Source organism: Streptomyces sp. NPDC101132 (genome assembly GCF_044759225.1).
Lineage (GTDB): Bacteria > Actinomycetota > Actinomycetes > Streptomycetales > Streptomycetaceae > Streptomyces.
In genome coordinates this window covers 159,285-172,522 of record NZ_JBIVYX010000017.1, presented here as the reverse complement: position 1 = coordinate 172,522, position 13,238 = coordinate 159,285, and the positions used below count along the sequence as shown (strand labels likewise).

The following is a 13,238-nucleotide window of genomic DNA, read 5'->3' as shown; positions in this document are numbered from 1 at the left end:
CCGTACGTCCGGGCGGTCCCGGCCCGTACGTCCGGGCGGTCCCGGCCCGGACGTCCGGGCGGTCCCGGCCCGTACGTCCGGGCGGTCCCGGCCCGGACGGCGGGGTGCCCCCGGCCGGATCCCGGCCGGGGGCACCCCTCCCCCTTGCAAGCGCCGTCTCGGTCGGTTACGGCGCGCTCAGACCCAGCGTGTACGAGCCGGAACCGCTGTACGCGTGGACCACGTACCGGTAGTAGCCCGCCGTGCCGGTGTAGGTGATGTCCTCGTCGGCGCCCTCACTGCCGGAGACCGCCACGTCGGCCCAGCCCGACCCGTTCCACTTCTGGAGGTAGAGGTCGAAGTCCGTGCCGGCCGGCCCGCGCAGGCAGCCCGTGTGGGTGCCCGAGGTGGCCGAGTAGTAGTAGGAGCCGTTGGGCTGTGCCTGGGCCTGGCCCTGGCTCAGCGTGCCCTGGTAGGTGTTCTCGGCGTCCTCGCAGCCCCCCGGCTGCGGGGTGCTGCCGACGGTCAGGGTGTAGGTCACGGTGTGCTGGGTGGAGCCGGTGCCCTTGACCGTGATCGGGTACGTGCCGTTGGCGGTCCCTGCGGCGACCGCCACGGTCATCGTGGAGGAGTTGCCCGAGGTCACGGACGAGGGGCTGAAGGACACGGTCACGCCCGAGGGGGCACCGCTCGCGGAGAGCTGCACGGTCTGCGCGCTGCCCCCGGTCGTGGTGGTGGAGACCGTGGAGGTGGCCGAGGAGCCGGGCTGGACCGAGCCGCTCGCCGGGTTCAGGGCCAGCGAGAAGTCCGGGTTCTGGGTGCCGCCGCAGTCCGTCTCACCGGACTGGGCCGGTACCCGGATGGCGTCCCAGGCGGCCTTGACCGCCAGGCACTCGGTGCTGCCGTAGGTGTTCTTGGCGCTGGCGAGCGTCGCCTTGCGGGCGGCCAGGTGGTTCCAGGACGAGGTCTTGCTCAGCAGGGCGCCCATGAAGATCTTGCCGGCCTTCTGGATGCCGATGCCCGTCACGGAGGAGGGGCCGCCGGAACATATGGGGCTGGACGGCTTGCCGCCGCCCGGGTTGGAGCCCTCGGCCAGCAGGTAGAACCAGTGGTTCTGCGGGCCGGCCGCCGCGTGCACCTCGGTGTTCGAGGTCAGCTGGTTGTAGCAGTTGGGGTCGTTGTTGTGCAGGGACGGGTTGTACATGTACCGGATCGGCTTGTTGTCGCCGAGGAAGTTGAGCTTCTCGCCGACCGTGTAGTCCGGGGTGTCGTTCGGGTTGTTGGCGAAGTGCTCGGTGAGTGCGCCGAAGATGTCGCCGGTGGACTCGTTGAGGCCGCCGTTCTCGTTGCTGTTGCCGGCGCTGCCCGGGGTCTTGTCGAAGATCTCGTGGCCGTACTCGTGGGCGACCACGTCGATGCCGGTGAGCTGGTTGGTGCCGTTCTGGTTGCGGCCGTAGGTGGTCTTGCTGCCGTCGTAGTAGGCGTTGACCTCGGTGAGGCCGGCGCGGGCCGGGACCATGCCGCCCTGGCCGTTGATGCCGTTGTAGCCGAACCACTGCTTGAGCATGTCGGACTCGCGCTGGGCCGCGTACATGATGTCGACGCAGGCGGTCACCAGGTCGTTCGCGCCGCCGTTGCCCCACGGGGAGGACCCGGTGTACGCGCTGCCGTTCTGGCCGCCGCACCGGAAGCCCGAGCGGTTGGGGTCGGTCATCGAGGAGGCGGCGGTGTCGATGGTGACGTTGCCGTTGTGGTGGCCGCGGCCGTCGGCGTGCGAGACCTTCTCGGTGGCGCGGGCGATGGCGCCGGTGCGTGCGTCCACGTACGTGTCGAGCACGCTCGGGGCGTTCTTCGCGGTCCGGCCGGAGACCCGGGTGTGCCAGGTCAGCAGCGCCTTGCCGTCCTTGAGGAGGACGGTCAGCGCGGGCTTGGTGGCCGATTCGGTCCGGGCCAGCTGCCTGCGGGCGGTGGCGGTGGCCGCCGCGGCGGAGACGGTGGCCCTGGTGCCGGTCTTGATGGCGGGTGCGGGGGCGGCGGCGACGTTCCGTACCTTGCCGGTGCTGTCGGTGAGGACCACGGCGTCGCCGCCGACCACCGGGAGGCCGCGGTAGGTGCGCTGGTACCCGGCGTAGTAGAGGCCGTTGGCCCAGGGGGTCACGGAGGTGCGGACGAGTTCCTCGTCGGCACCGTGGCGCAGGGCGTCCAGGCCGCTGTCCGCGGCGCGGTCGGCGGCGGCGAGGGCGAGCGACCTGCCGTGCTGGGGAGGCACGGGCTGCTGCCGGGGCGTGGCTGACGCCGTGCCGGTGAGGGCGCCCGCGAGGCCCGCGGAAAGCGCCATCGCGGCGACGGCCGCCGTCAGTCTGGTGCGGTGCAACGTCCACTCCGTTCGTGGGGGGAGTCTGCGGTCGCCGCCGAGTATGGGCGTGGACATGACCGGATAGGGACATCCCGCACGGCATAACACCGGAGTTATGGTGTGCCGCCCGCGTGCTGCGTACGCTGCTGAAATGCAGCTGGAATTGAGGCATCTTCAGGCCGTCTGCCGGATAGCGGAAGCGGGCAGTCTGGGCCGCGCGGCCGCCCGGCTCGGAGTGTCCCAGCCCGCCCTCTCGGCCCAGTTGCGCCGGATCGAGCGGGTGGCCGGCGGCGACCTCTTCGTGCGCGGCCGGCACGGCGTGGAACCCACCGCGCTGGGCCAGTTCGTCCTGGACAAGGCCCGCCGGGTGCTCAACGAGATGGACGAGCTCGCGGCGGGCGCCCGCGCCGCCGCCCCCGGCACCCCGCTGCGCCTGGGCTGCATCCTGCTCGTCCTGCTCGACGGGCTGCTGGAGGAGATCGACCTGACCCTGGCGGGTCAGGAGGTCACCGTCGACCTCGAGGACTCGGTCACCGCGCTCGCCCGGCTGCTGGGCGCCGGGCGGTACGACGCGATCCTGTACGGCGAGGTCAACGACCACGAGGTGCCGCTGCCGGAGGGGGTGCTGGCCAGGACGCTGGTCTCCCGCGAGCCGTTCTGCGTACGGATGTCCGCCGGGCACCGCCTCGCCGCGCGGGAGAGCGTCGAACTCGCCGATCTGGCCGGGGAGTCGTGGATGACGCTGGTCGAGGACGACGACGGCGGACCGGAGGCGCTGGTCGCGGCGTGTGCGAAGGCCGGCTTCACGCCGTCGCTGCGCTACCGGATCACCGACCGCAAGATGCACTACGACCTGATCGCCGCCGGCCGTGCGGTCTCCCTGAGCCAGCCGTCCGCGCCCACGGCCGAGGGCACGGTGATGCGCCCGCTCGTCGGGGCCCCCGTCACCGGGCGCATCCGGCTGGCCTGGAACCGCTCGGCGGTCTCCGCCGCCCAGGCCGACCTGCTCTACCGCGCGGCGGCACGCGCGTACCTCGCCAACGTCGACAACAACGCCTTCCACCGGGCCTGGTGGGACGCGCACCCGGAGGTCCACCCGCCCCTGGACCGGGACGAACCCGTCGCACCCTGAGCCCGCTCCGCGAGGCGCGACGACGATCCGGACAGGACCGTCGTGCTGTGCTGTGCCTATACTCGCGCCGTCGTGCGGAACGGTGCGCAACGGGGGGCGAGTTGAACGGCTGGTTCGTCGCGGAGGGACCTGCCGTCACGGGCGATGAGTGGGTCGGGGTGGCTCTCACGATCACGGGCTGCGCGCTGGCCGTCCGGCTGGTGTCGCTGCCCCTGCTGCTCCGCACCCAACGGGCGTTCCGACAGCGGGAGGGGGCGGCCTCCTCCGGGACCCCGGTGGCCGCCGCACCGGACTGGGCGATCCCCTTCCTGGAGGGCCTGCTGCTCCTTGCCGGCGCCGGGGTGCTGACGGCGCTGCTGCCCCACACCCGGTGGCCCGTCGACCTGCGGGGCGCGTCGGTCGCCCTGTGGCCCGAGAACCCGCTCGACCTGGGCACCGTGGCAGCCGAGATCGCGAACGACCACGTCTCGCTGTACACGAACTTCGCCGTCGCGGGGGTGGCCGGGGTGGCGCTGACCGTGCTGCTGTGGTTCCTGACGCGGCGCAACCTGCTCACCCGCGGAATGCCGGCCGGGGCCTGGGCCTCGCCGCGCACCCGGGTACGGGTGGTGTGCGGCTTCCTCGGGTCCGCCGCCGCGCTGGTGGTCGTGACGCCGGTGGGGCTCGTGTTCGCGGCCCTCGCCTTCCAGGCCGTCGCGTTCGGAGCGAGCCTGCGCCACGGGGCTCCGGACCCCGACGGGGCGGGGCCGCCGGCACCGGAGCGCGGGGTGGAGGTGCCGTCCCAGGGGGCGCCCGTACCGTCCGTGGTGCCGGCCGGCGTGCCGCCCGTACCGGTGTACGCCGCGCCGACGTCCCCGGTGCCGGACCGCCACCCGGGCGCCGGCGACGCGGCGGCCGGGGAGCAGCCGGCGGGGCACCGGGAGCTCCACCCCTACGAGCCGCGCGAGATCGGCGAGTACCGGCTGCTGGGCAGGATCGGGTCGGGCGGCATGGGCACCGTGTACCTCGCCCGCCGTGAGGGCTCCGCCACCCGCGTCGCCCTCAAGACGCTCAACCCCGAACTCCTGGGAAACGCAGAGCTGCTGCGCCGGTTCGCCCGCGAGGCCGAGGTGCTGGCCATGGTCTCCGGTGCGTACACCGCCCGCGTCCTCGACACCGGAGTGGCCGAGGGCCGCCCCTACCTGGCCATGGAACTCCTCGACGGCCGCCCGCTCGACGCCCGGCTGCGCGAGGAGGGCCCGGTCCGCTCGCCGGAGGCGCTCCGTGCTCTCGCCCTCGCCCTGGCGACGGCCCTCGACGCCGTCCACCGGCGGGGCCTGGTCCACCGGGACCTCAAGCCCGCCAACATCATGCTGACCAGCGCGGGTCCGCGGCTGCTCGACTTCGGCATCGCCGCCCTCGTGGACGGTACGCGGCTGACGCGCACCGGGGCCTCGCCGGGCACGCTCACCTACATGGCGCCGGAACAGTTCGACGGGCCGCCGGCCGGCCCGGCCGCAGACGTGTGGGCCTGGGCCTGCTGCGTGGTGGCCGCCGCGCACGGCGAGAGCCCGTTCGCCGGCACGGGCATCGGAGCGGTGTACCGGCGCATCACCGAGACCGGGCCGGACCCGGCCGCGACCGCCGCGGTCCGCGCCCTCGCACCGGCCCTCGCCGACGTCGTCCAGCGCGCCCTCGACACCGACCCCGCCCGCCGCCCGGCCGACGGAGCGGCGCTCCTCGCCCTGCTCGCCCCCGGACCGGGCCACACCACGCCCGATCCGGGAGCGGTCCGCGAGGAGATCACCCGCGGCTGGCGTACGTTTTCTCCGTGACCGCCGCCGTCGCGGGAGAGGCCGGCGCACCCCGCCCGCGCGGCGTCCGGCCGGACGCTCAGGGCGGCGCCCGGCCCCGGGCTCAGCGGGGCGCGCCGCGCGCGATGAACGCCGCGATGGCGGGTGCGGCTTCGCGCAGCGTGCGGAAGTGCCGGTGGGCGCCGCCCGCCGGCGGCTCGGGGGTGTTGACCGCCCACACCGTCATCCCGGCCCGCAGGCCCGCCGTGATCCCGGACGGCGCGTCCTCGACCACCAGACAGTGCGCGGGCTCGGTGCCCAGCAGCGCCGCCGCCCGCAGGTAGGGCACGGGGGAGGGCTTGCCCTCCTCGACCGCGGCCGCGTCCACCACCAGTCCGGGGGCGGGCAGCCCGGTACGCGCGAACCGCCCGCGCACCCGGTGCTCGTAGTTGGACGTCACCAGCGCCCAGGACCCGGCGGGCAGGGCGCGCAGCAGGCCGGCGGCACCCTCGTACGCCCCGTACTCCCCGGTGCGCACGTCCTCGTCCTCCAGGGCGTGCAGTTCGGCGAGGCACGCCCCCGGGTCCAGGCCGGGCGCGACCTCGGCGAAGGTCTCCAGGGGCCGCGTCCGCAGGGCGGTCCGGTACACGGCGTCCGGGTCCAGTCCGTGGCCGGCGGCCCAGGTGTGCCAGACCCGCCGCTGGTTGGCCAGGGCGTCGACGAGCGTGCCGTCCACGTCGAAGAGCACGTACCGGGCGGGGGCGGTGGGGGCCGGGAGGGGGTGGTGTTCGTCGGACATGACGATGATCATGTCACCGGCGCGGGTGCGGTCCCGGCCGGCCCCGGGCCCGTTGTTAGCCTGCCGTCCATGATCAAGGACAGTGGGACGGGCTGGACGGGCCGGATCGGCCGGCTGGCGGGGGACACCGGGCCGGAGCGCGTGCTGGTCGCCGCCAGTTTCGTGAACCGGGTCGGCAACGGCCTCTTCAACGCGGCGTCGGCCCTCTACTTCACCCTGGTCGTAGGCCTGCCCGCGGTGCAGGTGGGCGCCGCCCTGACCATCGCCGGCCTGATCGGCCTGGGCGCGGGCATACCCGGCGGGCACCTCGCCGACCGGCGGGGCGCCCGCACGGTGATGATGGCGGCCCTCGCCGTCCAGGCGGTGGCGATGGCCGCCCTCGTCCTCGTCGACAGCTGGGCCGCGCTCACGGCCATCGCGACGGTCGACCAGATCGCCGCGGCGGTCGGCGGGGCGGCCTGGGGCGCCCTCGTGGTCCGGGTCGGGGGCGACCGTCCCGCCCTGTTCCGCGCGAAGCTGCGCACCTTCGTCAACCTGGGCGTCATCCTCGGCACGGTGGGTGCCGGGCTGGCACTCGCGGCGGACACCCGCGGCGCCTACGTCGCGCTGGTCCTCGGCAACGCCGCGAGCTTCGCCCTGTGCGGGGCGCTGCTCCTCCTGCTGCCCCGCTATCCGGTGCGGGCGGCGCCGCCGCAGCAGCCGCGCTGGATCGCCTCCAGGGACCGTCCGTACCTCGCCTTCACCGCCCTGTACGGGGCCATGGGACTCCAGTACCCCGTGGTCTCCCTGCTGTTGCCGATCTGGATCTCCGGGCACACCGAGGCGCCGCGCTGGACCGTGGCCGCGCTGTTCGCCGTCAACTCCGGCTTCTGCGTGCTGATGCAGACCAGGATCGGCTCGCGCATCGAAACCCCACAGGAGGGTGGCCGGGCGTTCCGCACCGCGGGGCTGCTCTTCCTCGTCAGCTGCCCGATGATGGCGCTGGCGGCGCACACCCCGGTCTGGGCGGCCGCGGGGCTGGTCCTGGCGGCGGTCTTCGTGCACAGCCTGGGCGAGGTCTGGGAGTCATCGGCGGGCTTCGCCCTGGGCTTCGGCCTGGCCCCCGACCACGCCCAGGGCCAGTACCAGGGCGTCCTCGGCCTCGGTTTCGGCGCGGGCCAGGCGCTCGCGCCCGCGATCCTCACCACGGTGGTCCTCGGCCTCGGCACGGCGGGCTGGCTCCTGCTGGCGGCGTTCTTCGCGGCGCTGGGGGCGGCCGGCCCGGCCCTGGCCCGCTGGGGCGTACGCACCCGGCCGCAGCCGCGGGTCGCCGCGGAGGCGACGGGCTGACCGGTTCGCCGGCCCGCCGCTACTGCCCCACCCGTCCGTCGATCAGCTCCCGCAGGAAGTCGGCGTGGCCGTTGTGGCGCGCGTACTCCTCGATCATGTGCACCAGCACCTCCCGCAGGCTGACCGGCTCGTCGCCGCCCGCGCCCGGCAGGCCCAGGTCCGGGGCCCGCTCGACGAACCGCTCCGCGAAGGCGACCTCGGCCCGCCAGGTCTCCCAGGCCTCCGCGACGGCCGCGGGGTCGGCGGTCACGCCGTCGAACTCCGAGCCCAGCTCGCCGGTCGGCCGGAAGTGCCGCCCCGCGACCTCCTCCCCGGCCATCACCTGCCGGAACCAGAACTGCTCCACCCCGGCCAGGTGACGCACCAGCCCCAGCAGCGACAGGTTCGAGGGCGGCACCGCGCGTCGGGCCAGCGCTTCCGCGTCCAGGCCGGCGCACTTCAGCTCCAGCGTCAGCCGCTGGTCGCGCAGGTACGTGACCAGCACCTGCCGCTCGGTGGCCCCGGGGCCCGCGCCGTCGGTACGCGGGTCGTCCTCGGGCCGCACGAACATGTTGGACCAGGCGAAGTTCCTCTCCCGGGACGGCGGTACGGGGTGTGCGGGGCGTGCTGCGGCTTCGGACATGCCCGGGAGCCTCACCCCGCGCGGGGTGCCGGCGCAACCGGATTTCGGACCGTGCGGGCGACCGACGGGCGCCGGACGGGCGCCCGCGCGGTCCGCCCCGGTCGGTTCAGTCGGCGCACACCGCCAGGGCGGTGACCTGCTGGGTCTCGGCCGTCAGGTTCCTGCTGTGGACGCGCCAGCCGTTGCCCTCGAACGACGAGTGGATGAGCACGGTGGAGGTGCTGTTCCCGCCGCCTCCCTTCACCCGGGAGCCGGCCTGGCACTGGACGACGGAGGTTCCGGTGCCTCCCCACTTCGTGACGTTGCCGGCCCGTCCGACGACGACGTGGTGGGGTGCGGCGGAGCAGACCGTGAAGGGCTCCACGTGGTGCGCGGCTCCGGTGTTGTTGTAGTACCACGCCTCCCAGGTGTGGAGGTTGGGCATCGAGGTCTTCAGCATCACCCCCGGCCCCGATCCGCGGCCGCCGCCGCCCGTGGGCACCTCGCCCGCGGGACACGGCTGCCGGATGATCTTCGTCTCGTCCTTGGCCAGGTCGACACGGGCGCCGAAGACCTGGTGGTGCGGGGCCGACGAGCAGACGACCGTCGCCGCGATCTCCCCGCTGGACAGGGCCTCTTCGCCCCGCCCGGTGATGATCCAGCTCCGGCCCTCGGCGTAGGAGCTGGTCACGGTGAACTGGAACCGGTCGGGGTAGCCGACCAGGCCCCCGCTGGCCGGCACCTGGCCGGCCGGACAGGAGACCGTCGCCCTGCGCAGCGGAGTGGGGATTTCCCACGGGATCGCCACGCGCGCGCCGGTGACGTACGTGAGCGTCTCCGCGGCCGGCGCGGGGGCGACGCGCGCCGGAGCCGCAGCGGGCCGCGGTGTCGCGGCGGCCGTCCCGCCGACGGCGAGCAGTGCGACGGCGGCGAGAAGGAGCGGGCGGGGGAGTCTCATGGCGACCTCTGTCCGTGTGTGTGGGGGGAGAGAGATCCCTGGATATCCCGTGGCTCCGGGCCCCCGGGGAGCCGACCCTCGCCCGTCCGTCGCAGAATCGCTCCGCCCTCACCCGACAGGCCCACTCGGGCCCGGCCCGCCCGCCGTCCCGGTCACCCGGGCTCGAACGCGTAGACGTGCGGGCCCCATTGGCCGACCGCGACGACGGTCCGGCTGTCCGGTGTCCAGTCGCAGCCGGTGAGCGGACCCTCCGTGCGCAGCAGCGCCACCGCCCGGCCGGACACCGCGTCCCAGATGCGCAGCGCGCCGTCGTCGGCGGTGCTCGCGAGCCAGGCCCCGTCGGGGGACGCGGCCAGCGAAAGCACCGCCCCGGTGTGGCCGCACAGCAGATCGCCCGACCCGCCGCGCCTCAGCCGTACGTCCGGTCCGTCGCCGCACGCGAGCCACGACCCGTCGGGCGCGAGGACCAGCGGCCCCGGCCGGTGGCCGAAGCCGCGGTACTCCGTACACCGCCCGGTCTCCCGGTCCCGCACCCGCACCACGCCGTCGGCGTCGGCGGTGGCGTACCGGCTGCCGTCCCGCGCGAAGGCGGCGGCGAACGCCGGCCCGGGGCGCCGGGGCACGTGGGTGCGCACCTCGGTGCTGCGGTCGTACAAGTCGTCCGGTCCGGGGCCGGGTTGGCCGGCCCAGTGGTCGCGCAGGCCGGCCCGGTGGTCGCGCAGGCCGGTACCGGTCCGGAGGTCGAAGAGCCGTACGGTGCCCTGCCGGTCCACCGCCACGAGCCAGTGGCCGTCCCCCGAGAGGGCGCAGGCCGTCACCGGGAGCGCTGGCTGCAGGTAGGCCCCGGCCACCGACACGACCCCGTGGGAGTCCAGCGAGACCGGGGCCCCGTCCGGGGTGACCGCCAGCCAGCGCTCACCGCCGCCGTACCCGGGGTCGTGCGCCGAGCCGCGCCCGTCGAGGGTCCAGACGCGCACCGCGCCGCGGTGCCGGTCGGCGGTGAGGAAGCGCGCGCCGTCCGCCGGCACGGCCACGAGGGCGAGCGGCTCCGGCCGGTCGGCCGCCGGGCGGCCGGCGCGGGGCCGTTCGGTGCCCCGCTGCCGGGGAGCGCCCGGGGCGCCGGCCCGCCGGTCCGGCGCCGCCCGCCCGTCGGCCCGTGCCGGACCGGACGCGCCGGTGACCGGCGCGTCCCAGATCCGCACCGCCCCGTCGCTGCCCGCGCTGGCGAGCCACTCGCCGTCCGGGGCCACGGCCAGGGCGTCCACCTGCCCGGCGTGGGCGCGCAGTTCGGTTCGTACGCCCCCGTCCCGGGTACGCGCCACGGCACCCGCGCCGTCCCGCGTGCCGTCCACCGCCCCCGGTCCGTCGTGCCGCGCCCAGAAGCGGACCGCGCCGTCCTGGCCGCCGGAGGCCAGCCAGCGGCCGTGCGGCCCGGCGGCCAGGGCGAGGACGGGCCCCTCGTGGGCGTCCGGGTGCCGCTCACGGCCGGTGTGGTCGCAGCCCTCGAGCGCCGTCCGTCCGGTCTCCGCTCCCAGGAGCAGCACCGACGGCGCGCCGGCCGTCGGGCCGGAAGCCGCCGGGGCACCCGCCGCCGGTTCCGTCCGCCCGCTCCGGGGCACGACCGCCACCCTGGCCCAGGTGGTGGCGTGGCTCCCGTACCGGGGCCCCACCTCGCTCAGCGTCCCGCCGTCCCACCGCCGGGTCCTGCCCCCCAGGTGCGTGGTGGCCAGCAGGCTCCCGTCGGGCGCGGCCGCGAACCCCACCACGTCCTCGTCCGCCTCCAGGCGGCCCGTGTTCCGCCCGGTCGCGGGGTCCCAGAGCGTCACCACCCGCTGGGCGGCGTCGAGCACGGCCAGCCACACGCCGCCGTTGCTCCGCGGCACCGCCGCGAGGGTCCGTACCGGACCGCCGCCCGGCACCGGCCGCACGCGCCGCACCAGCGGCCCGCCCCGCTCCACGTACCAGAGCAGCACCGCCCCGTGCGCGTCGCCGACCGCCAGCCAGGTGCCGTCCGGGGCCACCGCGAGCGCGGTGAGCGGGTGCCCGTGGTCGCGCCGGTCCAGCTCGCGGCCGCTGCGCGCGTCCCAGCGGCGTACGCTGCCGTCGAGGCCCACCGACGCCAGCCACTCCCCGTCGGGGGACGCGGCCAGGCCCGTCACACCGCCGTCGTGGCCCAGCAGCGTGCGCCGCAGCGCGGGTTCGGGGAGGTCCGGCGGATCCCACCGGTTGCCCAGCCGCGGCCGGGGAACCAGGGGTTCGCGGGCCGCGACCTGCGGACCCCAGTGGGGGAGTGGCGCCAGCCGGCTGTGCAGCACCTGGACCAGCGCCCCGGCCGGCTCCGTCGGTGTCAGGAGGTGGGCGACCCGGGTGATGTCGCGGGCCAGCGCGGCGGCCGACGCGGTGGGGATCCGGTCCAGGTCGGCCCAGGGCGCGGTCGGCCCCCGGCGGAGGAGCCGGGACTCGACCCACCGCAGGTCCCCGGCGAGCGCCTCCGCGCCGGCGGTCCGGCCGGCCCCCAGCAGGTGCTCGACCAGGTGGTCGTGCAGGTAGCCGTCGGGCAGGTCCCACGGGGCGGGGCGCGGCCGGTTCCGCGCACCGCCGGCCGGCTGCGGGACGGCCGCGGTGCCCACCGCCGCGCCGGAGGTCGCGGCCCCGGGGGCGCCGGCGGGCACGCCGTCCGCCTCGGGTCCCGCCGCACCGTCCCGCGCCGTGTCGACCAGCAGCCCGTGCAGCACGCGGAGTTCGGACGCCCCCAGCTCGCTCCGCAGGTAGTCCCGCAGCACGTCGTGGAGGGAGATCCGGCCCCCGCGCTCCGGGTTGAGGGCCACCAGCGACAGGGCCTCCAGCTGCGCGCACAGCGTCCGTGCGGCCTCCTCCTCCAGGCCGTCGGTGGCCGCCCAGAGCCGGGCGACCAGGGGCACGGGCACGGCCTCGTCCTCGGCGAACACGGCGAGTTCGGCCAGGCGCCGGGCGCCGCCCGCCGGCAGCAGGGTCGTCGCCGCCTCCACGGTGGCCCGTACCGCCTGGGCCCGGCGGGCCGGGTCGTCGAGGTCGAGCGGGGTCCCGCGCGGAGCCGCGGGCCCGTCCACCGCGGCCGGCCCGCGGTCGCGCAGGGCCCGCAGCACGGCCCGGGCCACGTCCGCGGGTTCGCCCCCGGTCGCGATCCGGCGGGCGATCAGCCGGTTGGTCAGCCGCAGCAGCAGGGCCCAGCGGCCGGTGGCGTGCAGCAGGCCCGTCACCGTGTCCGGGGGCAGCGGCGGCAGCCCGTGGGTGAGTACGGCACGGGCCTGGGCGGGGGACATCTCGTCCACCCGGACGCGCCGGGTGCCGGGCGGCAGTACGGCCGGCACCCGGGTGGTGACCAGACGGACGCAGGGGGCGCCGCCGAGCAGGAACGGTTCGAGCTGCTCGGGCTCCCACACGTCGTCGAGGACCAGCAGGGTACGCGGCCGCTGGTCGAGCAGCCGGCCCAGGTGGGCGCCGGCCAGGGCCGGGTCGTCGAAGGCGGTGCTGTCGCCGGTGATGAAGCGGGTGACCTCGGCGACCTTCGCGGCCACGGCCGCCCGCCCGCGCACGTCCCGGCCGATGGTCACCGTGTAGACCCGGCCCCGGAAGTGCCGGCGCACCCGGCCGCTGGCGCGGACCACGGTGGCGAGGGTGGTCTTGCCGAAGCCGCCCGCGCCGTCGAGGGAGGTGGTGATGCCGACCGTACGGCGGCCGGCCCGCCCCCGGCCGCCCCCGCGGGGCCGGCGGCAGACCGCCGCGACCGCCCGGGCGCCCTCCCTGCGGTCCACCACCCATGCGGGTACGGCCGGGGGCGCGGGCGGGGGCGGGTCGCCGGCGGGTGCCGCGCCGCCGTCCCCGCGTACCGCCGTCACGACGGCGACGAGGACGGCGAGCAGGGCCAGCGCGCCCACCGAGGGCCAGGAGTGCCGGCGCAGCAGGTCCAGCGGGCCGGGCCAACGGTCGGCGGACGTCGCCGCGTTGGCGGCCAGGGAGGCGAGCACGGCGAGCACCGCGCCCAGGACCGCCAGTGTCGTGGCCTTTCCGGCGCCCCGCATCGCACACCCCCGGGCCGTGTCCTGCTGCCGTGCGGCGGATCACGACAGCGGCGCCGGGAACGTGGGGCGGGCGTGCCGCCTCGGGTCCGCACCGTCGAGGTCACGTGCAGGGCAGACGGAAGGGCCCCGTCCCCGGATGACTGGGGGCGGGGCCTTTCCCACTTCGCTGACCAGCCGGATCAACGAGGCGGGCGAGGCGGGGTCACGGGCGGCGGCGCCGATCCTGCCCGTGCGTCAGGATTCGGCTGGAT

8 protein-coding genes are annotated in these 13,238 nt (G+C 76.2%); 3 read left to right on the top strand and 5 right to left on the bottom strand.

Annotated elements, in window-relative coordinates; translation table 11 throughout:
• Positions 1-166 precede the first annotated feature (166 nt).
• Positions 167-2,353 (bottom strand): M4 family metallopeptidase, encoded by a 2,187-nt coding sequence (locus ACIQUR_RS31120; RefSeq protein WP_403671506.1) that lies wholly within the window; start codon positions 2,351-2,353, stop codon positions 167-169.
• A gap of 133 nt (positions 2,354-2,486) precedes the next feature.
• Between ACIQUR_RS31120 and ACIQUR_RS31115 the strand changes: the two genes are divergently transcribed.
• Both ACIQUR_RS31115 and ACIQUR_RS31110 read left to right on the top strand, forming a co-directional pair.
• Positions 2,487-3,467: a LysR family transcriptional regulator gene (locus ACIQUR_RS31115; RefSeq protein WP_403671503.1), complete on the top strand. Its 981-nt coding sequence runs from the start codon at positions 2,487-2,489 to the stop codon at positions 3,465-3,467.
• Between the two features lie 158 nt (positions 3,468-3,625).
• Positions 3,626-5,281 carry a serine/threonine-protein kinase gene (locus tag ACIQUR_RS31110; RefSeq protein WP_403671500.1) on the top strand — a complete coding sequence of 552 codons (1,656 nt, stop codon included), beginning with the start codon at positions 3,626-3,628 and terminating at the stop codon, positions 5,279-5,281.
• 82 nt (positions 5,282-5,363) lie between these two features.
• On the opposite strand, the gene ACIQUR_RS31105 is transcribed toward ACIQUR_RS31110, so the two are convergent.
• Positions 5,364-6,038 (bottom strand): HAD family hydrolase, encoded by a 675-nt coding sequence (locus ACIQUR_RS31105; RefSeq protein ID WP_403671497.1) that lies wholly within the window; start codon positions 6,036-6,038, stop codon positions 5,364-5,366.
• A gap of 69 nt (positions 6,039-6,107) precedes the next feature.
• On the opposite strand from ACIQUR_RS31105, the gene ACIQUR_RS31100 reads away from it, so the two are divergent.
• A complete protein-coding gene (locus ACIQUR_RS31100; RefSeq protein ID WP_403671494.1) occupies positions 6,108-7,367 on the top strand; it encodes an MFS transporter in 1,260 nt (419 codons plus the stop codon).
• Between the two features lie 19 nt (positions 7,368-7,386).
• On the opposite strand, the gene ACIQUR_RS31095 is transcribed toward ACIQUR_RS31100, so the two are convergent.
• The 3 genes from ACIQUR_RS31095 to ACIQUR_RS31085 form a co-directional block, all read right to left on the bottom strand.
• Positions 7,387-7,917: a DinB family protein gene (locus ACIQUR_RS31095; RefSeq protein WP_403671521.1), complete on the bottom strand. Its 531-nt coding sequence runs from the start codon at positions 7,915-7,917 to the stop codon at positions 7,387-7,389.
• 178 nt (positions 7,918-8,095) lie between these two features.
• Positions 8,096-8,926, bottom strand: coding sequence for a hypothetical protein (locus tag ACIQUR_RS31090; protein WP_403671491.1), 831 nt, complete (start codon positions 8,924-8,926; stop codon positions 8,096-8,098).
• Positions 8,927-9,078: 152 nt separating this feature from the next.
• A complete protein-coding gene (locus tag ACIQUR_RS31085; protein WP_403671488.1) occupies positions 9,079-12,987 on the bottom strand; it encodes an NB-ARC domain-containing protein in 3,909 nt (1,302 codons plus the stop codon).
• Between the last annotated feature and the right edge of the window lie 251 nt (positions 12,988-13,238).

Excerpts from the sequence above, each read along its gene's own strand:
- ACIQUR_RS31115 (WP_403671503.1), top strand. The coding sequence starts at position 2,487 with ATGCAGCTGGAATTGAGGCATCTTCAGGCCGTCTGCCGGATAGCGGAA.
- ACIQUR_RS31105 (WP_403671497.1), bottom strand. The coding sequence starts at position 6,038 with ATGTCCGACGAACACCACCCCCTCCCGGCCCCCACCGCCCCCGCCCGG.
- ACIQUR_RS31100 (WP_403671494.1), top strand. The coding sequence starts at position 6,108 with ATGATCAAGGACAGTGGGACGGGCTGGACGGGCCGGATCGGCCGGCTG.
- ACIQUR_RS31095 (WP_403671521.1), bottom strand. The coding sequence starts at position 7,917 with ATGTTCGTGCGGCCCGAGGACGACCCGCGTACCGACGGCGCGGGCCCC.
- ACIQUR_RS31090 (WP_403671491.1), bottom strand. The coding sequence starts at position 8,926 with ATGAGACTCCCCCGCCCGCTCCTTCTCGCCGCCGTCGCACTGCTCGCC.
- ACIQUR_RS31085 (WP_403671488.1), bottom strand. The coding sequence starts at position 12,987 with ATGCGGGGCGCCGGAAAGGCCACGACACTGGCGGTCCTGGGCGCGGTG.